This window comes from Confluentibacter citreus (assembly GCF_002807055.1).
GTDB lineage: Bacteria > Bacteroidota > Bacteroidia > Flavobacteriales > Flavobacteriaceae > Confluentibacter > Confluentibacter citreus.
On sequence record NZ_NIXN01000001.1, the window covers coordinates 474,073 to 498,823 of the forward strand.

Here is a 24,751-nt window from a genome sequence, read left to right on the forward strand (position 1 = left end):
TTAGTAAGAATTTGTGAAATTAGTATCAAAAATCAGACACTACTCTGTAAACTGATAATCGGAATACTGTTCAAGAACCTCATCAAAAGCGGCAAATACGTTGGCAGCATCATCGCTAGTGACCATTTTGGTTCTGTAATCTTTAAAATGTGGAATGCCTTTAAAATAGTTGGTGTAATGCCTGCGGGTTTCAAATACGCCTAAGGTTTCGCCTTTCCAGTCTATCGCCATTTGCAAGTGCCTGCGCGCTGCGTCCACACGGTCTTCAATAGAAATAGGCGCTAAATGTTCTCCTGTTTTAAAAAAGTGCTTTACTTGCTTAAAAAACCAAGGGTTTCCAATACTGGCCCGACCAATCATGGCACCGTCCAATCCGTAAACATCACGCATTTCCATAGCTTTTTCAGGGGTATCAACATCGCCATTTCCAAATATAGGAATGTGCATTCGCGGATTGTTTTTAACCTCTGCAATGGGTTTCCAATCGGCACTTCCTTTATACATTTGAGCGCGTGTACGACCATGAATGGCAATTGCCTTACAACCAACATCTTGAAGTCTTTCAGCAACCTCAACAATTCTTATGGAATCATGGTCCCAGCCCAATCTGGTTTTTACGGTTATGGGAATGTTGGTGCGTTTTACCATTTCGGCGGTAAGCTGTTCCATCAAACAAACATCTTTTAAAATGCCTGCGCCAGCACCTTTGCTGACCACTTTTTTTACTGGGCAGCCAAAATTAATATCTATAATATCTGGGTTCGATTTTTCAACAATATCAATGGTTTGGAGCATACTTTCTAAATTAGCTCCAAATATTTGAATCCCCACAGGGCGTTCTCTTTCATAAATATCAAGTTTCATAATGCTTTTGGCGGCATTGCGAATCAACCCTTCACTAGACACAAACTCGGTGTAAACAACATCGGCTCCTTGCTCCTTGCATAACGCACGAAACGGTGGGTCGCTAACATCTTCCATAGGCGCTAAAAGCAATGGAAAATCTGGAAGTTCTATGTTGTGTATTTTTACCAAGTCATTAAATTTTGTGCAAAATTAGTGTTTTTATTTTATCTAACTAAAACTAAGGATATCATGTTTTAAAAACCAGATATTTGCAGATAAAAACATCTATATTTGCAAATTAAATCTAGGTGTAGATTACTTTTATGAAGAACATTAGAAACTTTTGCATTATTGCCCATATAGATCACGGAAAAAGTACGCTTGCAGACCGTTTATTGGATTTTACTGGTTCGGTTACAGAGCGGGAGAAACAAGACCAGCTTTTAGATAATATGGATTTGGAGCGCGAACGTGGTATTACCATTAAGTCGCACGCCATCCAAATGGATTATACTTATAAAGGCGAACAATATATTTTAAACCTTATTGACACCCCTGGTCACGTAGATTTTAGTTATGAAGTATCGCGTTCTATTGCCGCTTGTGAAGGTGCTTTATTAATTGTTGATGCTGCCCAAAGCATTCAGGCACAAACCATTTCCAATTTATATTTAGCTCTGGAAAACGATTTAGAAATCATTCCTATTCTTAATAAAGTTGATTTACCTAGTGCCAACCCCGAAGAAGTCACCGATGACATTGTGGATTTATTAGGTTGTAAACCTGAAGACATCATTCATGCGAGTGGAAAAACCGGGTTTGGGGTCGATAATATTCTAGCGGCTGTTATTGAACGTATTCCTGCTCCAAAAGGCGACCCTAATGCACCGTTACAAGCATTGATTTTTGATTCTGTTTACAATACCTTTAGAGGGATTGAAACTTATTTTAGGGTTTTTAACGGCGAAATTAAAAAAGGACAAAAAATTAAATTCGTTGCAACGGATAATGAATATTATGCCGATGAAGTGGGTACCTTGAAACTTTCCCAAGTGCCTAAGCAAAGTGTTAAAACAGGTGATGTTGGTTATTTAATTACGGGTATAAAAACAGCTAAGGAAGTAAAAGTTGGTGATACTATTACCGATTTTGCAAATCCAACTACCAATATCGTTGAGGGTTTTGAAGATGTAAAACCTATGGTTTTTGCTGGTATTTATCCTGTTGATACCGAGGATTATGAAGAACTGCGTAGTTCTATGGAAAAATTGCAATTAAATGATGCTTCTTTAGTGTTTATTCCTGAAAGTTCTGCTGCCCTTGGTTTCGGTTTTCGTTGTGGGTTTTTAGGCATGCTTCACATGGAAATTATCCAAGAACGTTTAGAGCGCGAGTTTGATATGACCGTAATCACTACGGTTCCTAACGTGTCTTATAACGCTTACACAAATAAAAATCCTGACACTCCTTTTGTAGTTAATAATCCTTCCGACTTACCAGATCCTTCTACCGTAAATCGTGTTGAAGAACCTTATATAAAAGCTACCATCATTACAAAGTCAGATTTTGTTGGGAACGTCATGTCGCTTTGTATTGAAAAAAGAGGCATTGTTGCCGGGCAAACGTATTTAACGCCAGAGCGTGTTGAGTTGACTTTTGAAATGCCCTTGGCGGAAATTGTTTTTGATTTTTACGACAGACTTAAAACTGTTTCTAAAGGGTATGCCTCGTTTGATTATCACCCAATAGGAATGAAAACATCCAAATTGGTTAGATTAGATATTTTATTGAATGCACAACCTGTTGATGCGCTTTCTGCATTGATTCACGCAGATAACGCTCAAAATATTGGTAAGAAAATGTGTGAAAAGTTGAAGGAGCTCATTCCAAGACAACAATTTGATATTCCTATTCAAGCCGCTGTTGGTGCGAAAATTATTTCAAGGGAAACCATAAAAGCGTTGCGTAAAGACGTTACCGCAAAATGTTATGGGGGTGATATTTCCCGTAAACGTAAACTTCTTGAAAAACAGAAAAAAGGTAAAAAACGTATGCGTCAAGTAGGAAATGTAGAAATTCCACAACAGGCATTTATGGCCGTTTTAAAATTGAATGATTAAAAAAATGAAGCGGCATGGTAATAAATACCATGCCGCTTTTTGAAATCTCCCTCATTCTTTAGTTGGAAAGCAATGTGTTCGAGAATTTTTATATTCCCGATTATTAATAGCTCTCAAATATAGATTGTGCGTTGTTATAATGTCAAAGGTTTTTCCTCAAAATAAGTAAGGCTATTGCGTAATTATACTAATGGCATTTAATAGTTAAATAAAACCTTTTTCCTCTGCAATTCTAAAAAGATCTCTGTCTTCTTTATCGGCTAAATTAAAAATTTCTTTAAGCACTCGCTTTCTTTTTTCTAATGCAGAAATGGATAGTGGTATGATATCGGGCAATTGACTCATTTTTGTGCCTTTGGATAATTCATATAATAACTTTCTATCAATAGCATCTATTAAAAAATCATTCGCTGTTAACTTACGCATTAATTCAATGACCGATTTACTATAATATGGCCGACCTTCAATTATGGATTCAATAGCCAAAACCAGTTCTTTGGGGTTTAAGTCATTCTTTATTAAAAATCCTTCTGGATTTAAGCTTTTGAAAATAGAGTTAATTCTATAATTATCATTAAATGTTGTTGATACTATTATTTTAGAATTGGGCAAAAGTTCTATTATTTTAAGTCCTAAATCTTCACCAGATAATAGTATTCCTTCTTTAGACGGTGGTAGTTTAATGTCTAGGAGAACAATATCAAATCCTTGATGCTTTGAAGCGTCACTAATCTTTAAGTAAGCTTCATCACAATTATTTGCTGTACTAATTATGAAACTTAATTTGGTGTTTTTTAAGCTAACCTGCGAGAAGGCCTTTTTATAAGCTTCTGTTATTAGTGGATGATCTTCAATGATTAAAACATGATATGCATTCATAACTAAAAAATTAAGCTGGGATAATTATGTGTATTAAGGTTTTTTTATTTGCTATGGATTCTATTTTAAAAGAACCCTTTAGCTTTTCAACTCTCGATGCTATGTTTTTTAAGCCAATCCCTTTTTTGTCACTGGTAACATCAAAACCCACTCCGTCATCTTCAATAACCAAATTTAACCGTTCTGCTTCTAAATAAAAATGAATCAACACATGATGTGCTTTTGCGTGCTTGATAATGTTTTGTATGGCTTCTTGTAGAATTCTGTAGATATTAACTTTTGTAAAATCATTAATGCCATCAAATAAAATACCTTTATTTATAAGTTCATATTTAAAATGACCTACAAGGCTTTGGGTTTTTAAATATTGATCCATTATTGATTCGAAATTTGTTTTTGTTAGGGCCTCATCTCCTTTGAGTTCGTGAGATAATAATCTAATTTCCTTTTCAATCTTTTGGATCTCGTTTAAAAACCTATGGTAATCCTCTATGGTATCATTATCACCTTTTAAATCTAAAAAGCCCATATTCATTCGGGTACCTAGTAGCTGACTTAATATGCCATCATGTAAATCTTCCGCTATTCGATGGCGCTCTTGCGTTCTGCCCTCCTCCAATTTGGCCTGCTGCCTAAGCATTAAACCATAAATTTCTTGATTGGCCTCTTGCTGTTCTTTGTCAAAAAGAAGCCGTTGGTTTTTTCCCTTTTGTAGTCTTATAAAATATAGTAATCCCAAACTTAGTGTAATAATGACCGCTATAATTGATATTAATATGTTTTGAGTGCTTAGGCGCTCGGTCTCTTTTATATATTCATCGGTCTCAAATTGTATTCGGGCAAATTTGTTCCTGTTGGCACGCTCGTTGGCTATTAAGCTATCATTAAGTGCTATGTATTTATATAAATAGACTTTGCCCTCGTCCCCTTCTTTTAGTCTGGAGAACTGTTTTAGGGCACGTAGTTCTTCCTCATAAAACCTGCCTCTTTTACCTATCTCATGGGCTTTTTCGGCATAAAAAAGGGCTTTCTCTTTTATATTAATGGTGTAGTAGAATTCGGACATATCATTACTACTTGCAGACAACTCATATGGTAATTGTAAATCCTCGAAAATGTTGTGTGCCTTGTTAAAAAGGGAGTCTATCGTTGCGATTTTTTTGTCTTTAGACAGGAACATGGTATAGGCTATGTTACTGAGAATAATACCATAAGAACTAGGGTCTTTTTTGAAAAGGTCAGGGTCTTCAAGCAGTTCATCATATATATCGAATACCTTTTTATGGTCGCCCATTTGTTTATAAACTTCAGCTATATTTATTTTTGCGTATAACTTTTTCTCATGTTCATCAGGTGTTTCTTTACTAATATCTATTGATTTTTGAAAGTAGTTCAATGCCCTGTCATATTCCTTGAGCCTTAGTAATGTCAATCCCAGTGAATTATATTCAGTGGATAATATCCCTAGGGTTTCTTTGTTTTCCGGAACCGTTAGCAACAAATTTATCGACTGTATTAGTGTCGTTTGACTACCTATGTAATCTTGATTGTCTTTTTGTAACATAGCTATATTATTGTAAAGCAATGCTTGCGGTATTTTGTGTGTAGCTGCTTTAGAAAAGGATGCGTTTTTAAAATATTTTAATGCATTGTAATAATAGTAATAGGCACTATCCTCTTCGTTTCCTCTGATATGATATAAATGACCCAATTGATAATTAATATATAGGATGCTGAGTGAATCATTCAGTTTATTTGCAAGCTTTAGATTTTCATGAAGTGTTTTTTTTGCTGTACCAAAATACTTAACATCGGCTAAATAAATTATTGTAAGGCTTCTAATAGATCTTAAAAAAACAGAATCCACATCTGTTTTTTTAGATAATGCTATTGCTTGTTTTGCGTACGTTATCCTTGTTTCTAAATCAAATTTTGTGTTTTCAGAAAGTTTCCTCAATTTTTGTATACTATCTAATTGCTTTTGGAATGCATTACTTTGGGCTCCTAAATTGGAAACAAAAAATAAAAGAAATATATAAAGGTATTGTTTGTGCATATTTTAATATAGAACAAAACAAATATAGAAACTAAAACATTTATGTTATCATTTAAATACAAAAGGCATAAAAGTGTTTTTTTAAGTTATAAAGTATTAATGATGAAAGATTGAAATTCCCAAACAGATCCCTTTATTGTAGTTTTAAAATTGAATGATTAAGATTTCTCAATGCTTTTGGCTTTTTATGCTGTATTATTATTGAAAATTTTGATTAAACTTGATTCTGCAATATTTTCTTTAAAAATAAAGTTTCGCTAAAAAAATGCATAATAATTTTGTATGTTTATAAACTAAGCTAAATTAAAAATGAAGATTATTCACGTAAGTGCAGAATGTTACCCTGTTGCAAAAGTTGGAGGACTTGCAGATGTTGTAGGAGCATTACCAAAGTATCAAAATGGGCCTAAAATGTCTTCGCAAGTTATCATGCCTTTTTATGATAATGCGTTTACCAGAGAAAATCTGTTTTCAATCCTATATAAGTCAAATCTAAGCTTAGGCGACGTTTCTTATGAGTTTAGAATTTTAACCTTAAAAGAAAAACCTCTTGACTTTGATGTTTTCTTTGTTGATGTGCCTGAACTCCTTTTTAAAGAGTTTGTCTATTCTTTCAATGATACCGAGCGTTTTTTAGCATTTCAAATTGCAACCTTAGATTGGATGCTCACTTGGGAAATATTTCCGGATATTATCCATTGTCATGATCATCATACCGGACTCATCCCATTCATGCTCCAAGAAAGTTTTAAATATGAGGCTTTTAGAAAAATTCCCAATATTTTAACCATACATAATGCGCAATATCAAGGGTGGTTTTCCCATGAAAAAGTGGGCTTAATCCCTCCTTTTGATTTTAATCATGTTGGTTTATTGGATTGGGGTGGAAATGTAAATCCTTTGGCGGCTGCCATAAAATGTGCTTGGAGAATTACAACGGTCTCACCAAGTTATATGGAAGAATTAAAAATAGCAGCCAATGGGTTAGAGAGTTTATTAAGTGAAGAAAGCTCAAAATGTTCTGGTATATTAAATGGAATTGATTGGGCCGTTTGGAATCCTGAAACCGACCCTTATATTGTCGAAAACTACAATAATACAACTGTTGAATCAGGAGCGTTTGCTAATAAAAAGTATTTGTGTGATGCATTTAATTTGGATTTTGAAAAACCTCTTTTTGCTTTTATTGGAAGATTGGTTGACGAAAAAGGTTCAGATTTGTTTCCTGAAGTATTCAAATGGGTCCTAGAAAAAAATAATGTCACCATCTTATTGTTGGGTTCGGGAAATAAGTTTGTAGAAAATCAATTAGAAGCCCTAAAAAATGATTATATTGGAACATATAACGCTTTTATTGGATATGATGAGAGGTTATCGCATATCATTTATGCAGGAGCCGATTTTTTACTCATGCCGTCCCGAGTTGAACCCTGTGGCTTGAATCAAATGTATGCTTTAAGGTATGGCACCATTCCGGTTGTTCGAAGCATTGGTGGTTTAAAAGATACCGTTATAGATATTTCAGAAAAAAACGGGTTTGGGATATGCCATGAAGAGGTTACCGTTTTAGACATAATAAATGCTATAGATAGAGCTACCGCTCTTTATAACGAACAATCAAAATATAAAAAACTAAGGAGCAAAATTATGGAAATAGATCACTCCTGGAACGTTTCGGCGCAAGAATACATAAATTTATATAACTCTATAAACTAACTAATTATGATTAACAATAAGGTTTTAGCCATCATATTAGGTGGCGGTCAAGGATCTAGATTACACCCTCTAACTGAAAAAAGATCTAAACCTGCCGTGCCAATAGCAGGGAAATATAGATTGGTAGACATTCCTATATCTAATTGTATTAATGCCGACATTAAACGTATGTTTGTGTTAACCCAATTTAATTCGGCGTCTTTAAATCGACATATTAAAGACACCTATCACTTCAGTTTTTTTAGTAGTGCATTCGTTGACGTTCTGGCGGCAGAGCAAACACCAGGAAACAAAGGCTGGTTTCAAGGCACGGCAGATGCTGTTCGCCAAAGCATGCATCACTTTTTAAGACATGACTTTGAATATGCTTTAATCCTCTCTGGTGACCAATTGTACCAAATGGATTATGATAAAATGATAGAGGCCCATGAAAAAAATAACGCAAAAATTTCTATTGCAACTATTCCTGTTAATGCCAAAGACGCTACTTCTTTCGGCATATTAAAATCTAATGAAGAAAGCTTAGTAACCTCTTTTATTGAAAAACCAGACGCTAGTTTATTGCCTGAATGGACTTCAGATGTAAGTGACGAGATGAAACGTGAAGGGCGTCATTATCTTGCCTCTATGGGTATTTACATATTTAATAGAGACCTATTAGTGGAATTGATGAACGATACTTCTACCATAGATTTTGGTAAGGAAATCATCCCCCAATCTATACAAAAACATAAAACATTGAGCTATCAATACGAAGGGTATTGGACAGATATCGGTAATATTGATTCTTTTTTTGAAGCAAATATTGGATTAACGGACAATATTCCTAAGTTTGATTTGTACGATAGAAATAAGCGTATTTATACCCATGCTAGAATGTTACCCACTACTAAAATTGCCGGAACAACTTTAGACAAAGCGGTAATTGCTGAAGGATGTATTATTGGCGCTGGTAAAATTGAACAATCCGTTATTGGTATTCGATCCAGAATTGGTAAAGACTCTACCGTTATAAAAACCTATATGATGGGTAGCGATTATTATGAAACGCTAAAAGAGATTGAAGAAAAACAAATAAGAATCTTAATGGGCATTGGAGAGCGTTGCTACATTAAAAATGCTATTCTCGATAAAAATTGTCGTATTGGTGATGATGTAAGAATAAATGGTGGCGATCACTTGCAAGACACAGAAACAGACACCTATGCCATTAGAGATGGTATTGTAGTAATTAAAAACGGAGCAACTATTCCTCACGGATTTGTAATTTAATATATGGCACAAGTAAAAGTTTATAGTCTATTTACGGACTTCGATATCAACCTTTTTAAAGCAGGTAAACACTATAGGCTTTTCGAAAAATTTGGATCACACCTAGTTACTGTCGAGGGTATTGAAGGTACTTATTTTGCAGTATGGGCCCCTAGCGCTAAGCAAGTTTCTGTTATAGGTGATTTTAACTTTTGGACAGAAGGCGAGCATCAATTAAACGTGCGTTGGGATAGCAGTGGTATCTGGGAAGGATTTATTCCTTTAGTTGGAAAAGGCAACCTATATAAATATAAAATTGAAAGTCATAATAATGGCATAAAAACAGAAAAGGCCGATCCCTATGCCAGACGTAGTGAGCATCCTCCAAAAACAGCCTCTGTTGTTTGGGAAGACTCCTATAAATGGAAAGATAACGATTGGATGAAAAAACGCAAAAAACACAATGCGTTGGATGCTCCATATTCTGTTTATGAAGTGCATTTAGGCTCTTGGAAAAAACAGGTAGAAGAAGACCGTTTCCTGTCTTATTTTGAGTTAGCTGACGATTTGGTTACCTATGTAAAAGACATGAATTTTACGCATGTAGAACTCATGCCCATCATGGAATTTCCTTATGACCCATCATGGGGATACCAAGTAACTGGCTATTTTGCTCCTTCATCACGGTTTGGGTATCCAGAAGAGTTTAAATATTTAGTTGATAAACTACACCAAAACGATATTGGTATTATTTTAGATTGGGTGCCCTCCCACTTTCCGGAAGATGCCCACGGATTAGGCTTTTTTGATGGTTCTTGCTTATATGAGCATCCTGATAAAAGAAAAGGCTATCACCAAGATTGGAAGAGTTTGATTTTTAATTATGGCAGAAACGAGGTAAAATCGTTTTTAATAAGTAATGCCATTTTTTGGCTGGAACAATACCATACAGATGCCTTGCGTGTAGATGCTGTTGCTTCCATGTTGTTTTTGGATTATTCTAGGGAAGAAGGCGAATGGGAACCCAATATTTATGGTGGACGGGAAAATTTAGACGCTATTGCGTTTTTAAAAGAGTTAAATGAAGAAGTCTATAAATCGTTCCCAGATGTACAAACCATTGCCGAAGAATCTACCGCATTTACTGGCGTTTCTAAACCTGTCTTTTTAGGCGGATTGGGTTTCGGAATGAAATGGATGATGGGCTGGATGCACGATACCCTTGATTATTTTTCAAAAGACCCTATTTATAGACAATATCATCAAAACGACATTACCTTTAGTTTGGCCTACGCATTTACCGAAAATTTCATGCTTCCGCTATCCCATGACGAAGTAGTATATGGTAAAAATTCCATTTTAGGAAGAATGCCGGGCGATGAATGGCAACGTTTTGCAAACCTACGCTTGCTTTATGGCTATATGTTTACACATCCTGGAACAAAATTGTTGTTTATGGGAAGCGAATTCGGCCAGTATAACGAGTGGGATTTTCAAGGTAGTTTAGACTGGAACTTGCTGGACTTTAAACCGCATCAAGATCTAAAAAACTATTTTAAAGCTTTAAACACCTTTTATAAATCGCAACCAGGTTTATTTGAAAAACAATTTAGCCACGATGGTTTTGAATGGATTAGTTATGATGACCACCAAAATTGCGTCATCAGCTATATACGGAAAGGAAACAATCCTGAAAATGATGTTGTGGTTTTATGTAATTTAACACCAACTGTCTACAAAAAATATAAAATAGGTATTCCTATAATGGGCAAATTGGTAGAAGTTTTTAATAGTGATGCTGTAGAGTTTGGAGGTAGTGGCGTTTCAAATAAAAGGGCCATAACCATAAAAAATGAACCGTGGAATGGCAAGAAAAATTCTGCACAAATAACATTGGCTCCTTTAAGCATGATTGCTTTTAGTCTAAAAGCATAGAAGCAAGTTGAGATATACATAATTATACCGCTTATAATTTGTGGCTTGCATAAATTATAAGCGGTATTTTTAATGAATATTGACAAGAAAACGCTATTAAATTCATTATTTTCGACAATTAATTTATACATTTTAATTTCTTATATGATATTAAACACCGAATTAGAATATAAAGGGAATTTGTTCCCAACCAAAATAATATCTTACGTAAAAAACAGGGACACTTTAACGTTTACTTCAGAAAACGGAGTGGCATTACAAGTTACCGTGGTTAGAGACAGTGTGTTGAGATTCAGATTTACCACAACATCTGTTTTTGAAAAAGATTTTTCGTATGCCATCACAAAATATGCTAGTAGAGGCTATAATTTTCTTGAAGTAACAGAAGACGATACGTTTTATATTATCACCACATCAAAACTAATTTGTAACATTTCAAAAACCGATTTAAGAAGTTTTATTTATGATGCTAAAGACAAAACGCTTTTATCTGAAGATGAATTAGGTTTCCATTGGGAAGAAAGCTATCACTATGGAGGCAATATTGTTAAAATGTCTAAAACATCGCAAGACAGTGAAAGTTACTATGGTTTGGGTGATAAACCTACAGACAATAATCTGAAAGGCAAACGTTTTGAAAACTGGGTAACAGATTCTTATGCCTTTGGTAAAAATACAGACCCTATATACAAGGCCATTCCTTTTTATACGGCTTTACATCACGGCAAATCGTATGGAATCTTTTTTGACAATACGTTTAAATCTGAATTTGATTTTTGTCAAGAAAGAAGAAATATTACCAGTTTTTGGGCGCATGGTGGTGAAATGAATTATTATTTCATCTATGGCCCTGCGATGTCCGATGTTGTAGCAAATTATACAGATTTAACAGGAAAACCGCATGAAATGCCAGCGCTTTGGACTTTAGGATACCACCAATGCAAATGGAGTTATTACCCAGAGTCTAACGTCAAGGAAATCACCAATAAATTTAGGGAATTACAAATTCCTTGTGATGCCATTTATCTGGACATCGATTATATGGAAGGATTTAGGTGTTTTACTTGGAGTAAGGAATATTTTCCTGACCCAAAAAGAATGGTTAAGGAATTAGCCGACCAAGGTTTTAAAACCATTGTTATTATTGATCCGGGAATTAAAATAGACAAAGATTACTGGGTTTTTAAAGAAGGCCTAGAAAATGATTATTTCTGTAAGCGTGCCGATGGGCCTTATATGAAAGGTAAAGTATGGCCAGGGGAATGTTATTTCCCAGATTTTACAAATCCTGAAGTTCGCGAATGGTGGTCCGATTTGTTTAAAGAACTAGTAGAAGACATCGGCGTAAAAGGTGTTTGGAATGATATGAATGAACCTGCCGTTATGGATGTACCGGGAAAATCGTTCCCAGATGATGTAAGACATGATTATGAAGGCAATCAATGTAGTCACAGAAAAGCGCATAATATTTATGGTATGCAAATGGCTCGTGCTACGTATCAAGGCCTTAAAAAATTCTCTTACCCAAAGAGGCCTTTTGTTATTACAAGAGCTGCTTACTCGGGTACCCAGCGCTATACATCAAGTTGGACGGGTGATAACGTAGCGTCTTGGGAACACCTTACCATTGCCAATGTACAAGCGCAACGTATGTGCATGTCCGGCTTTTCATTTATTGGATCGGATATTGGCGGGTTTGCAGAACAACCAAATGGTGAATTATATGCAAGATGGATACAATTAGGTATTTTCCATCCGTTTTGTAGAACACACTCCTCTGGAGATCATGGCGATCAAGAGCCTTGGGCTTTTGGTAGAAATATTACCGATATTGTTAGGAAGTTTATTGAGTTAAGATACCAGTTACTTCCGTATTTATACACCGCTTTTTGGAGATATGCGAGTGAAGGCGTTCCTATTTTAAAATCATTGGTATTATTTGATCAAGAAGATAAACATACGCACCATAGAAACGATGAGTTTATTTTTGGTGAAAAAATACTGGTTTGTCCTGTAAACGCCCCTAACTCCAGAGGAAGACGCATGTATTTCCCTAGAGGAAATTGGTACAACCTGTGGACAGACGAATTGGTTGAAGGCGGCCAAGAACTTTGGGTGGATGCCGATTTAGATAGCATGCCTATTTTTATTAAAGAAGGTTCCATGATTCCGAAATACCCAGTACAACAATATGTTGGGGAAAAGGTTATTGACGAATTAAAATTTGATGTGTATTATAAACCCGGTAAAGAATCGTCGCAATTATTTGAAGATGCCCACGATGGCTACGATTATATAAAAGGCAGATATAGTTTTAGGGAATTTAATTTAATTGGAAAAGAAAAAGAACTCATCATCCAACAACATAAGTCGGGGAAATTTGATGCTCCGTATCAAACGTTTAAATTAGAACTTCATGGTTTGCCCTTTAAAGTTGGAAAAGTTAAAATTGATAAAGAAGGGTTCTTGTGCGAGGAAATCGTTGTTGATGGAGAAACCACCATCATCGTAGATAAAAACTTTAGAGAAGTTGTTATAACAAGCTTATAGAACATTTTGTTCTGAATTGATAAGTAATGGCATTTGGAAGGATGCCATTGCTTTTTAATATAGTTAATCTGGGAAAGATTGCCTCGGATTTAGTTTGTATTAGATACTTTCTTTCAAGATTAATGTTGACGGTAAATTTGCTAACCATGGGCTATTATTGGAATCAATTAATTTTTGCCAATTTTCAATACTGATAACCATCAGGTTTTGACTATTCAAAAACTTCAAAAATTCTTTATCAACCACATTACCACTTCTTACATTGATATGATTAGGGGCTCTTTGTTCTATACCTCTTATCTTCTCTTTCAATTCAATGTTTCTTTTAATTATGTTAGTTACATCTAATAGTGTTACTTGTGATCCTGAATTGTTGATGAATTTTTGGGCATAATTGATTAAAAAAGTATCTTTCTCTGAAAATATCGGCATAAAAACAGTTTCAGGAATCGAAAAATTATTATTAACAAAAAACCCTACTGGAACTTTACTTTTATTCAAAATATTCAGTGTCCTTTTATCAAAAGAAGAACTGGAAAACAAGCTTTCCTTTCCAGTAACTTGATTGAGTATATTTTCAGGATTGATGATTTTTGTGGTAAATCCTAATATACTCCCAAGTAAACTACCCTCAAAAATGGATTGACCAACACCCACAAGCAACAAATCATAATCGCCATTGTTGGCAACTTCTGATATTTCTGAATCTATGTTATTAGACGCTTTGAACAACGTGGTGATTTTCTGCTGCAAGTTTTCAGATTCTTCAATGATGGGAGCAAAACTTTCTCGTTCGTATTCTTCCACATTGTAATGATGCAATTCATTAGTTAGGCCAAGGTGCATCACTGTAATAGATGCATTTCCATTCAACTTTTTTACTAAACTATGTGCCAATCTCAAAAGAGATTTTCCGCTTTCAGGATTTCCAAAAGAAACTAAAACTTTAAACTTATTAATTCGGCTTATATCTTCTGGGATTTTCTCCTGCTTTGTCTTGAAAATAAAATTTAAAAAATCTAAAGTCGGTCCTGTCATAAATGTTGTAACCAAAGCCATTATTACTGCCATTGCAAAAATCTCTGGGGATAAAACGCCTAGATCGTACCCAATATTTAAAACCACCAATTCCATCAACCCCCTTGTATTCATCAAGGCGCCAATGGTTAAACTGTCTTTCCAATTTTGTCCAACAAATTTAGCGGCTAAAGCACTGCCAACAAATTTTCCAACAACGGCAACCAAAATGATTAATCCAGTGATTTTCCAAAGATAAGGGTCATTTAAAAGTCCTATCTCTGTTCGTAAACCCGTGAAAACAAAAAACAAGGGAAGCAGCAGAACTAAAGCAACATCTTCTACTTTCTCTATAAAGATGTTTCGGAACTTAATGTTTTCAGGCATAATGGCACCTGCCATAAACGCGCCGAAAAGTGCGTGAATGCCAATGACTTCGGTAGCATAAGACGAAATAATTAATGTTAAAAAGAAAATAGCAACAATGGGTTTGCTTAGGCTTTCCTTAGTATGGTATAAGCTTCCTATTCGGGCTAAAAAAGGACGAACCACCTTTATCATTATTAAAACATAGATAACAGCTAAAGCAATAATATAGACAGCACTTACAAAAGAGCCTGCTTTTACAATGGCAATAACAGCAGCCAATAAACACCACGCTGTAATATCATCGGCTGCAGCACAAGTAATCGCAATGGTTCCCAAGCGTGTTTTATTTAACCCTCGTTCCTGAACAATTCTTGCCAAAACAGGAAAAGCCGTTATGCTCATTGCAATGCCCATAAATAACCCAAAAGATAAAAATTGCACTCCTTCTGGAGCAAATGATTCATAAATAAAATAGGCTAAGCCCATTCCTAAGGCAAAAGGAATAATAATACTTGCATGACTAATCACTACCGCATCTTGAGCTTTATTTTTCAAGACTTTTAAGTCTAGCTCCATTCCAATGACAAACATAAAAAGTATCAGTCCTATTTGGCTCAAAAACTGTAAATTCCCCAATGATTCCAAAGGAAAAAGTGCTTCAGAGAATTCTGGAAAATACATTCCCATAAATGAAGGGCCTAATACTATACCCGCTATAATCTCACCAATTACAGTTGGTTGTCCAATTTTTTTGCAAATCCATCCAAAAAATCTTGCCACTAAAATGATGGTAACAATTTGCGCTAAAAGAATAGCCAGCGGATGCTCTAAATTATGTATCATAGAATTTAAAAACTCTTGCCACTGTGTTCTGCCTGTATTGGGAGTAATGATGTTTTTACCTTGTTCTAATTTTGCCCCAAGTAGCACAATCCAATACATTAATACTGTGAAACTTCCCGTTACACCTATATAAAAAAAACTGTTTCTAAACTTTTTCATAGAGTTTACTTTGCCTTGTTCATCTCATTTATTCTCAATGAGATTATTAAAAATATTTTTCCTTTCACCTTAGTGATTTTCAGTAAAATTGAGAACTATTTAGAACCTGATAACGCGAGTGAATTAAAAATTATGACTTATGTAACAAGACAGAAAAAATATGTAATAAATTAAATTTTAACTTTTTGCAGAAATTCGTTTCTGTAATTTTCGCTTAGGATAACTTTGACGTTTTTCCCTTGATCTGTGATTAAATTGGTAGTAATTTCATCAAACGAAAAAATTTGTACTGCCTTAAGGGAGAGGATTTCTTTTTTGTTAACTCTGCAAAAATTAGCAGTTGGGAGTAATTCGGTCAACTTATCAAATGTAATGTTTTTCAAAACAAATTCTTCTCCTTCAAACAATTTGGCAACCTTGTCCCGACTATCATTTTCAGATGTTTTGATGTATGCTATTTTGTCAAAAAATAGAATCGCTTTGCCTTTGTTTGTATTTAATTGGATGAATGTTTTTTTGTTTTGACCTGCCTGGTTAAGAATATGCTTTTTTGCCTTGTCAACGGCTTGTTTTAACCTTTCAATTTTTATGGGCTTTCTAATATAATCCAACGCGTTCAGGTCAAATGCTTCGGCAGCATAATCTTTGTATGCGGTTGCAAAAATAACAGGTTTCCCATTCAATAAATTAGTTATTTGTAATCCATTCATTTCAGGCATTTCAATGTCCAGAATGCAAAAGTCAAAGTCCAAACTTGAAACCTCGTTTATAAAAACAGTTGGGTTGTTAAATGCCTTTACCACTTCCAAGTCAGGAAGTTGTTCGCAGAGCATTTTCAGATAAGTAAGTCCAGGTAGCTCGTCATCTAATAGCAAGCATTTTAGCTTTGTGTTCAAGTAAATTTATTTTTAAATGTGCTATATAAATATCTCCTTCCGTAAAGCGGTCGAGTTTAAAATGGTCTGAATAAATAATTTTCAACCGCTGTTCTAAAGTCTCTACGCCAATCCCGCCTTTTTCTTTTTTCATTGGCTTTTTAATTGACATTTTGTTTGCCACAGTAATGGCAAAAATACTGTCCTTAAATTCAAAAGTGACAGAAATGAACGCATCAGAACTTTGTAAATCGGCATGTTTAAAAGCATTTTCAATTAAATCTATAGAGATTAAAGGAGCTAATAATCGCTGTTCAAGCAAGGGCTCCGATTCCCTAATTTTAGTTTTTACTTTTAATTCAAATAAAGGACTTACCTTTATTTTGTTTATTTCAATAAGGTTTAAAGCAAAATCAATTTCTTCTTTGGGAGTTACAAATTTGTTTCGGCTTTCGTATAATATATAGTCTAGTACATTGGCCAATTTGTCGAGGGCAAAATACGTTTGATAAGCGTGTGATTGTATCGAATTGAGGATGTTCTTAAAAAGGTGGGGGTTGAGTTTCGATTCAAGTGATTGCAGTTCAATTTGATTGATTTTTGCTTCTAATTGCTGAAATTTGAGCTCAGCATCTTTTTTCCTTTTCTCTGATTTTATCAGTTTATAAATTAAATAGATAATGGCTACAAGAAGAATTAGCCCGATACCTATTGAAATCAGGATCAATTTTGTGTTTGGTATTTCAGCTAAAATGGTCACTTAGCTATAAAATTAAGTTGTCTACAAGGTATTTAAAAAAAACGCTCTTTTCATTCTTTAGTCAAATGTACCATTCCATATAGTAAATCCCCTACTCCTCATCTTTCTTAAAGATATTTTCAATGCCCTTACCTATTTTTTGCATGGCCTCAATGCCTTTGCTTAAAGGTTCTGCGGAAATATCATCATAGCGTTCACTACCATAATTATGATTAAATTGCTGCGGATAAATAACAAGACGGCTGTTAGATGGAAAATACTTTTCAAGTTTGGTAGGTATATTTTCCAATGAGCCCATATAAGATGTAGCACCTCTGCGAGCAGATGCTAACACAAATAAATCGTCTTGATGAATGTTTTTTGCCAACACGAGAATATCTTCCCAATCCGTGAATAAGTGCATGGTAATGGATGCCGTTAATTTTGCATTCTTAAAATGCTTTTCAATAGCGTTTTTTGTGTTCTCATTGCTATATAACTGCATAGGTATACTCAGTTCTTGCGCGAGTTTTGCCATTTTGGTAACCCAAAGTTCAAAACCGTTTTCATGCTCCGATAAAGGCGGCGCGGCAATGACAATCCTTTTATGCAACACCAATGGTTTTTCAAGATGGCATATAAACGTGGTTTTATCCGTATTACTTAGAATGCTATCCATTTTTTCCCCAATCAATTTATTGAGCAAACCTACACGTCTTGGCCAGCCTAGAATGATAATATCCGCCATTATTTCTCTTGAAATACGGGCTATACCACTAGCTGTGTTATGATCTATGGTGGTTATAACATTCACATTTGTTTCTGAAGCTGAAGCTTGTCTTACATATTCTTCCAGCTTATTTCTTGCTTTCAGGATATTAATCTCCGCCTCGTTATTATTAGAAACCACCGAAAGAATGGATACGGGATTGGGTGATTTCTTGTCTTTAATAAATATAGAGAATTCGAGTAATTTTTCAATATTTTCTACATTTGCTATTGGTAAAAGCAGATGCTCGCTTTGGGCTCCATTAGAATTTACCAGACTACTGGTATCTTCTTCGGTTTCAATAACGATTTTTTTAGCCGCTTTCTCCGTAGCAAAAGAAGCAATGATGCAAGTAACCAGAATAAGTATGATGGTACCGTTCAAGATATTATCATCCAAAATTTCGGCTTTGTAACCAACTAAAATAACAGCTAATGTAGCGGCTGCATGGGCACTACTCAAACCAAAAATAAGTTGTCGCTGGGCTTTGGTATATTTAAAAACAAGTTGCGTAAACCATGCTGCAATCCATTTCCCGAACAATGCCACAACAGATAGGGTTCCTGCCACAATAAGCGCCATGGGGCCACTAAGAATGACACTGACGTCTACCAACATGCCTACACTTATTAGGAAAAAAGGGATAAATAAGGAATTCCCAATAAACTCTATCCGGTTCATTAAAGCTGATGAGTGCGGTATGAGTTTGTTTAAAGCCAATCCCGCAACGAAAGCTCCAATAATGGGCTCAACGCCTGCTACTTCCGCTAAAAATGCCGCAAAAAATACGACTGAAAGCACAAAAATATAATGCGAATGTTTCTCACTTTCTAACTTTCTAAAAAACCATTTGGCAATTCTTGGGATGATTAAAAACATAATGGCCGAGAAAATCGCAAGCGAAACCCCTAAACGAATCCAAAATTCTTGATTCAAATTTCCTTGGCTATTGCCCATAATAACCGCCAAAATAATAAGCACCGCGGTGTCCGTTAAAATAGTACCTCCAACGGTTATGGCTACCGCCTGGTTTTTTGAAACCCCTAACTTACTTACAATGGGATAGGATACAAGTGTATGGGTGGCAAACATACTAGCAGTAAGAAAGCTGGCATTAAAATCGTAGCCTAGAAGATAAAAACAAACGGGAAAGCCAATACTTAACGGAAGAATGAACGTAAAAAAGCCAAATAGAAGACTTTTGTTTCGATTCGATTTAAAATCGTTCATATCCAATTCCAGTCCTGCTATAAACATAATGTAAAGCAGACCAATGGTTGAAAATAGGTCGATTGCCGAGTTCTTCTCCAGGATGTTAAAACCATAAGGTCCTATAACAACACCGGCGATAATCAATCCAATAATTCCCGGTATATTTAATTTTCTCAACAAAATGGGAGATAACAAAATGATGAATAGAATCAATGAAAATACCAATACGGGATTTCCAAGTGGTAATTCAAATTCATGCATTAGGTGTTTAAAAAAATCCGTCATCCTTATCAGTATGTATTTGGGTTGAATCTATTTGGGGCAAAACAAAATTAAGCGTTCTTTTCTACTTTGGCTCTAGTAAACAAAATTAAAAGGTTTGAGCACTGTAACAATAGGCTCTTTTCACTCTATAGTAAAAAATATGGTGTTAAAATACTAATTTTATTCGATTTTAAAAGACCTAGAACGATACAATGGATATCTTTTTTGGTATTATGATTTAACATACCCAATTAATTGGAAGGCTTTAATCTTTTTCCTTTTGGCTTACATAATTATTAAAAGAACACGCTTCAATCGATTAAATTTAAAAAGGAAAAAAATATGGAATAACAAAGGATGCGGCAATCCAAATAATAAGATTTAAAGGCGTCCCTACCCTTAAAAAATCATTGAATTTATAGTTTCCAGGCGCATATACCATGGTATTTGTTGGATAGCTCATGGGCGTCATAAACGTTAATGAACACGCAAACATAACGGCCACTAAAAAAGGGCGTTCATTAACTTCCATGATGGCCGATAAGCTTATAACAACAGGTGTTAGCAGTGCTGCTGTGGCTTTACTTGAAATGAGGTTTGTTGATATAAAGGTTATTAAATACAATAAACTTAATGTTATGTGCGGGTTGTATTGCCCCAATGTGTTTTGTATAAAACTGGCAATGAGTTGATCTCCTCCTGTTTTTTCTAATGCCGTTCCCATGGATAGTACGCCTGCCATCATAAAAATAACTTTCCATTCTACCGCGTTATAAGCTTCTATGGGTTTTAATATTTTAGTCAAAACCATTAATAAAGCTCCTATCATGGCACTTATTAATATTGAGGTAAGATTAAGGGATGCCGCTAAAACAACACCTATCCCAATTAACACGGCGGGTATGGCCTTTTTTAAATCAATTTTTTTCTTTTGATATTCTGACAGCGTTACCACCAATTTTTTGTCTTCTAAATTTTTGATGTCTTCTTTTTCTCCTAACACCAACAACATATCGCCTTCCATAAGCTTTGCCGATGATAATTTATCGAAAATAATCTCTCCTCGATGACGAATCGCCAACACCGACATGTTATAGCGTCTATTAAATTGCATGGACTTTAATGAGCCTTCCGACAAACTGGATCCAAAGGGAATAATAATCTCATAAACATTATGGTTATCGTTCTTGCTTATTAGTTTGCTGCCTTTAATCTTATAACCTTTAACATCCAATAATTTATGGACCATTTGTGGTGGCAAAACAACTTTTAAAACATCGCCTTTTAGAATGATGGTTTTTGGCCCCAAATCATAGTTTAAAACTCCTTCTCTCATTATGGACAAGATGTTTACGTTGTAATCTAAAACCAGTTTTGAATTTGCAATGGCCTTATTAATGTCTACACATCCTTCTTCTATAACTATTTCAATAACATATTCCTCTACTTGTTTAATAAGTTCACTATCTTCCTCTTTACGTTTTGGGAGTAAAAAAGGCGCAATAAAAAAGATATAAAGAAACCCTATAAAAAGCAAACAAAGTGCCGCCAAGCTAAATTCAAACATTCCAAATTCTTCGAGTCCATATTTTTTAGCATAACTGCTAACCAAAATATTGGTTGAAGTGCCTATTAGCGTGCAGGTGCCTCCAAAAAGTGCGGCAAACGATATGGGCATCAATAACTTTCCCGGGCTAATATTGGTTTCCCTACAAACAGTTAATGCTATGGGCAACATTAAAGCCACTACTGCCGTATCGTTTATAAAGGCTGAAAACACAGCTGTGATAAAACAAAACACCACAAGCGCAACAACATAATGAATTTTAGCTAATTTGATAATATGCCCGCTTAATCCATTTAAAATACCAGAATTAAAAACACCGCCACTTACAACAAATATGCAGCCCAATGTTAACGTGGCCGGATGGTTAAACCCAGAGAAACCCTCTTCTGGATTTAGTACCCCGGCCACAATGAATAGGGCCATAATCAGAATTGACGTTGTATCAATTGAGAAATAATCCTTTACAAAAAGAAAAACACCTATACCAATAATACAAAACGTGATGATTAAATCAATACCCATAACCTATTATTTATAAATTATTGGTAAAATTAATTAGCCTCTTTTTTAGCTTCAAACGTATAATATAATTTCTTCAAACTGTTCTTTAGTAATGTGAATCGATAGATGCCTATAATAAAAAAAAGGGCGCTAAAAAAAAGTGAAACAAACGCTAAATATTTAAAATTTGGCAGAATCTCCAATTGAAAAAAAGCTATACCACCCAACAACAAATAGAGTGAGGACCTAATGTAAGAAAGCAATGTGCGTTCATTTGCCAAACGCGTGCGCTCAATGGCAAGATAATCCCTTAAAATAATTTCTTCATCAGGTTTGAAATCTCGCCCAAATCGTAAGAGATTCATCTTCTTGATTCTCAATGGTGTTTCAATAATCCGTTTTAGCTTCATCTTAAAAATTATTTTTATAAATCTAATCGATTTTTAGAAGGATTCAAAAGAATGTTTTGTTTAATTGAATAACAAAATGTTAAAAAAATCTAATATTCGTAATGATTTTTGACTTATCATGGGCGTTTTTAGTAATTTGCAAACTATTTTATTACAAGCCCTTAATGCAGTTATATCCTATAAACTCTGGAAATTTTAAGTTAGATGGTGGCGCCATGTTTGGCGTCGTTCCAAAATCCATTTGGCAACAAACCAATCCTGCAGACGCCAACAACATGATAGACCTTACCGCTAGATGTTTACTTATTGAAGATGGCAATAGGCTTATATTGGTTGATACCGGAATGGGCAACAAACAATCTGATAAGTTTTTTGGGTATTACTATTTATGGGGTGATGCTACGCTTGAAAAATCCCTTAAAAACAACGGTTTTAGCACCGACGATATTACCGATGTGTTTTTAACCCATCTTCATTTCGACCATTGTGGAGGTGCCATAAACTGGAATAAAAACCATACTGGCTATGAGGCCGCTTTTAAAAACGCCCATTTTTGGAGCAATAAGAACCATTGGGCATGGGCAATCCAACCCAATAAACGGGAAAAGGCATCCTTTTTAGAAGAAAATATAATTCCTATAGAAGCTAGCGGACAATTAAAATTTTTAACGCTTCCGGAAGATGATTTACTTAAAAATTCTGAATTGGGGTTTGATGTCTTTTTTGCCAATGGACATACCGACAAACAAATGATTCCCATCATTCATTACAAAGGCAAAACCATTGCTTTTATGGCCGATTTATTGCCAACCGTGGGGCATTTGCCATTACCGTTTGTTATGGGTTACGACACAAGACCTCTATTAACCTTAAACGAGAAAGAAAAATTTCTTAATATAGCGGCAGATAATAATTATTATCTATTTTTAGAACATGACACTTACAACGAAATAATAACTGTAAAACATACCGAGAAGGGCGTCAGATTGAATGAGGTATTTACGACCCAAGAGGTTTTCAGTTAATAAACAATAGACTAATTCAAATACATAAAAATGAACAGATTTAAATCATTATCAGTAGCGGCTTTGGCAGCCGTATTAATTTATGGCTGTGGTAGTACCGCGCCAATCCTAACAACGCCTATAGAGAATATTGATACGTCACCCATTAAGGTATCGGCATTAACGGAAAAGGAAAAACAAACATGGGGCCACCTCGATTTGGTTAAAGACACCATCCCCGGAATGAGTGTTGATAAAGCTTATGAAGAGATTATTAAAAACAAAAAAGGAGAAACGGTTATCGTTGCCGTTATAGACACCGGTATTGATATAAACCATGAAGATTTAGATGGTGTTATGTGGACCAATACCAAAGAAATTCCAAACAATGGCATTGATGATGACAAAAATGGGTATGTAGATGATATCCATGGTTGGAATTTTTTAGGAGATGCCTATAATGAACAATTGGAATTTGTACGTATTCTAGCCAGTAAAGACACCAACAATCCGGATTACGCGAGGGCAAAAGCCGAATATGATGAAGAATATGAAAAATACACGGGGCTTAAAACCAATTACGAACAGTTTTTACAACAATTAATTGCTGCCGATGAAATGGTTTCAACCCATTTGAACAAAAAAGAATATACGCAAGCAGATGTTAATGGCATTACTGCCGAAAACGAAAAACTGCAACAAGCTGTTGCACTTATAAAATATGTATATAGCTTAGATAATGACAGCGTTGCAGAGTTTAAAAAACAACTAAACGAAGGCATCGAACAATTTAATGACCGCCTAAATTATAATTTAAACCTAACCTTTAAAGGGCGTTTAAATGGAGACAATTCAGACGATATGTCTACAAAATATTATGGCAATGGCAATGTGAAGCCTAGTAAAAAAGACGAAAGCCATGGGACGCACGTTGCTGGTATTATTGCGGCAGAACGTAACAATGGCAAAGGTGCCAATGGGGTTGCCAATAATGTAAAAATCATGTCTGTTCGTGCCGTTCCTAATGGAGACGAATATGATAAAGATATTGCTTTAGCGATTAGATATGCCGTTGATAACGGTGCTAAAGTTATTAATGGAAGTTTTGGTAAATACTACTCGCCACATAGTGATTGGGTAAGGGAAGCCATTGCCTATGCAGGAAAACATGATGTTTTAATTGTAAAAGCAGCGGGAAATGAAGGCGAAGATTTAGATAAAAAAAACGTATACCCTAACGACCAAATTAATAATGGTCCAGAAGTGTCGGATACATTTATCACCGTGGGTGCCTTAGAGCCAAAATATGGCGCCAATATGGTTGCTAACTTCTCAAACTATGGAAAAATTAATGTTGATGTGTTTTCCCCTGGAGCAAAAATATACTCAACAACGCCACAAAACGAGTATGACACCAAAGGAGGCACCTCTATGGCAGCTCCTGCGGTTGCAGGCGTTGCAGCGTTAATCCGTTCGTTTTATCCAAAATTATCGGCTGCTCAGGTTAAAAAGATTCTTATGGACTCTGGATTACCAATTAAAGCAAATGTTGTTGTGGGTGGCGATACCGAAAATGTACAACCGTTTTCAAATTTAACCTCATCGGGAAAAATGGTTAACGCTTATAATGCGTTGATTATGGCTTCTAAGCTATAAAACCAGTTATTTA

The 24,751-nt window shown here is 35.1% G+C and carries 16 protein-coding genes; 7 read left to right on the forward strand and 9 right to left on the reverse strand.

What is annotated here, in order from left to right:
* Positions 1–39 precede the first annotated feature (39 nt).
* Positions 40–1,035 (reverse strand): tRNA dihydrouridine synthase DusB, encoded by a 996-nt coding sequence (gene dusB / locus CDH49_RS02035; protein WP_100613636.1) that lies wholly within the window; start codon positions 1,033–1,035, stop codon positions 40–42.
* 134 nt (positions 1,036–1,169) lie between these two features.
* On the opposite strand from dusB, the gene lepA reads away from it, so the two are divergent.
* Complete coding sequence (gene lepA, locus CDH49_RS02040) at positions 1,170–2,966, forward strand: translation elongation factor 4 (RefSeq protein WP_100613637.1); 1,797 nt, start codon at positions 1,170–1,172, stop codon at positions 2,964–2,966.
* Positions 2,967–3,170: 204 nt separating this feature from the next.
* On the opposite strand, the gene CDH49_RS02045 is transcribed toward lepA, so the two are convergent.
* Positions 3,171–3,845 (reverse strand): response regulator, encoded by a 675-nt coding sequence (locus tag CDH49_RS02045; RefSeq protein ID WP_100613638.1) that lies wholly within the window; start codon positions 3,843–3,845, stop codon positions 3,171–3,173.
* A 10-nt stretch (positions 3,846–3,855) separates the two neighbouring features.
* The gene (locus CDH49_RS02050; protein ID WP_100613639.1) at positions 3,856–5,901 is read right to left on the reverse strand and encodes a tetratricopeptide repeat-containing sensor histidine kinase; all 2,046 of its coding nucleotides are present in this window, start codon (positions 5,899–5,901) and stop codon (positions 3,856–3,858) included.
* A gap of 309 nt (positions 5,902–6,210) precedes the next feature.
* Here CDH49_RS02050 and CDH49_RS02055 point away from each other — a divergent pair, with 309 nt between their 5' ends.
* The 4 genes from CDH49_RS02055 (at position 6,211) to CDH49_RS02070 (ending at position 13,353) form a co-directional block, all read left to right on the forward strand.
* Positions 6,211–7,617 carry a glycogen synthase gene (locus tag CDH49_RS02055; RefSeq protein ID WP_100613640.1) on the forward strand — a complete coding sequence of 469 codons (1,407 nt, stop codon included), beginning with the start codon at positions 6,211–6,213 and terminating at the stop codon, positions 7,615–7,617.
* A 6-nt stretch (positions 7,618–7,623) separates the two neighbouring features.
* Complete coding sequence (locus tag CDH49_RS02060) at positions 7,624–8,889, forward strand: glucose-1-phosphate adenylyltransferase (RefSeq protein WP_100613641.1); 1,266 nt, start codon at positions 7,624–7,626, stop codon at positions 8,887–8,889.
* A 3-nt stretch (positions 8,890–8,892) separates the two neighbouring features.
* The gene (glgB, locus tag CDH49_RS02065) at positions 8,893–10,803 is read left to right on the forward strand and encodes a 1,4-alpha-glucan branching protein GlgB (RefSeq protein WP_100613642.1); all 1,911 of its coding nucleotides are present in this window, start codon (positions 8,893–8,895) and stop codon (positions 10,801–10,803) included.
* Between the two features lie 144 nt (positions 10,804–10,947).
* Positions 10,948–13,353: a glycoside hydrolase family 31 protein gene (locus CDH49_RS02070; RefSeq protein ID WP_100614449.1), complete on the forward strand. Its 2,406-nt coding sequence runs from the start codon at positions 10,948–10,950 to the stop codon at positions 13,351–13,353.
* Positions 13,354–13,452: 99 nt separating this feature from the next.
* Here CDH49_RS02070 and CDH49_RS02075 read toward each other — a convergent pair whose 3' ends face one another.
* The 6 genes from CDH49_RS02075 to CDH49_RS02100 all read right to left on the reverse strand — a co-directional run bounded on the left by CDH49_RS02075 (position 13,453) and on the right by CDH49_RS02100 (position 22,078).
* A complete protein-coding gene (locus CDH49_RS02075) occupies positions 13,453–15,741 on the reverse strand; it encodes a cation:proton antiporter domain-containing protein (protein WP_100613643.1) in 2,289 nt (762 codons plus the stop codon).
* Between the two features lie 170 nt (positions 15,742–15,911).
* Positions 15,912–16,637 (reverse strand): LytR/AlgR family response regulator transcription factor, encoded by a 726-nt coding sequence (locus CDH49_RS02080; protein ID WP_100613644.1) that lies wholly within the window; start codon positions 16,635–16,637, stop codon positions 15,912–15,914.
* Positions 16,603–17,370 carry a sensor histidine kinase gene (locus tag CDH49_RS02085; protein ID WP_239970586.1) on the reverse strand — a complete coding sequence of 256 codons (768 nt, stop codon included), beginning with the start codon at positions 17,368–17,370 and terminating at the stop codon, positions 16,603–16,605. Before CDH49_RS02085 ends, CDH49_RS02080 begins: the two co-directional genes overlap by 35 nt.
* Positions 17,371–17,467: 97 nt before the next feature.
* Positions 17,468–19,621, reverse strand: a complete 2,154-nt coding sequence (locus CDH49_RS02090; protein WP_100613645.1) for a cation:proton antiporter — start codon at positions 19,619–19,621, stop codon at positions 17,468–17,470.
* Between the two features lie 304 nt (positions 19,622–19,925).
* Positions 19,926–21,689, reverse strand: a complete 1,764-nt coding sequence (locus CDH49_RS02095) for an SLC13 family permease (RefSeq protein WP_100613646.1) — start codon at positions 21,687–21,689, stop codon at positions 19,926–19,928.
* Positions 21,690–21,718: 29 nt separating this feature from the next.
* Positions 21,719–22,078: a DUF202 domain-containing protein gene (locus tag CDH49_RS02100; RefSeq protein WP_239970542.1), complete on the reverse strand. Its 360-nt coding sequence runs from the start codon at positions 22,076–22,078 to the stop codon at positions 21,719–21,721.
* Between the two features lie 164 nt (positions 22,079–22,242).
* Here CDH49_RS02100 and CDH49_RS02105 point away from each other — a divergent pair, with 164 nt between their 5' ends.
* A complete protein-coding gene (locus CDH49_RS02105; RefSeq protein WP_100613647.1) occupies positions 22,243–23,103 on the forward strand; it encodes an MBL fold metallo-hydrolase in 861 nt (286 codons plus the stop codon).
* Between the two features lie 30 nt (positions 23,104–23,133).
* Positions 23,134–24,738 carry a S8 family peptidase gene (locus tag CDH49_RS02110; protein ID WP_100613648.1) on the forward strand — a complete coding sequence of 535 codons (1,605 nt, stop codon included), beginning with the start codon at positions 23,134–23,136 and terminating at the stop codon, positions 24,736–24,738.
* Positions 24,739–24,751 lie beyond the last annotated feature (13 nt).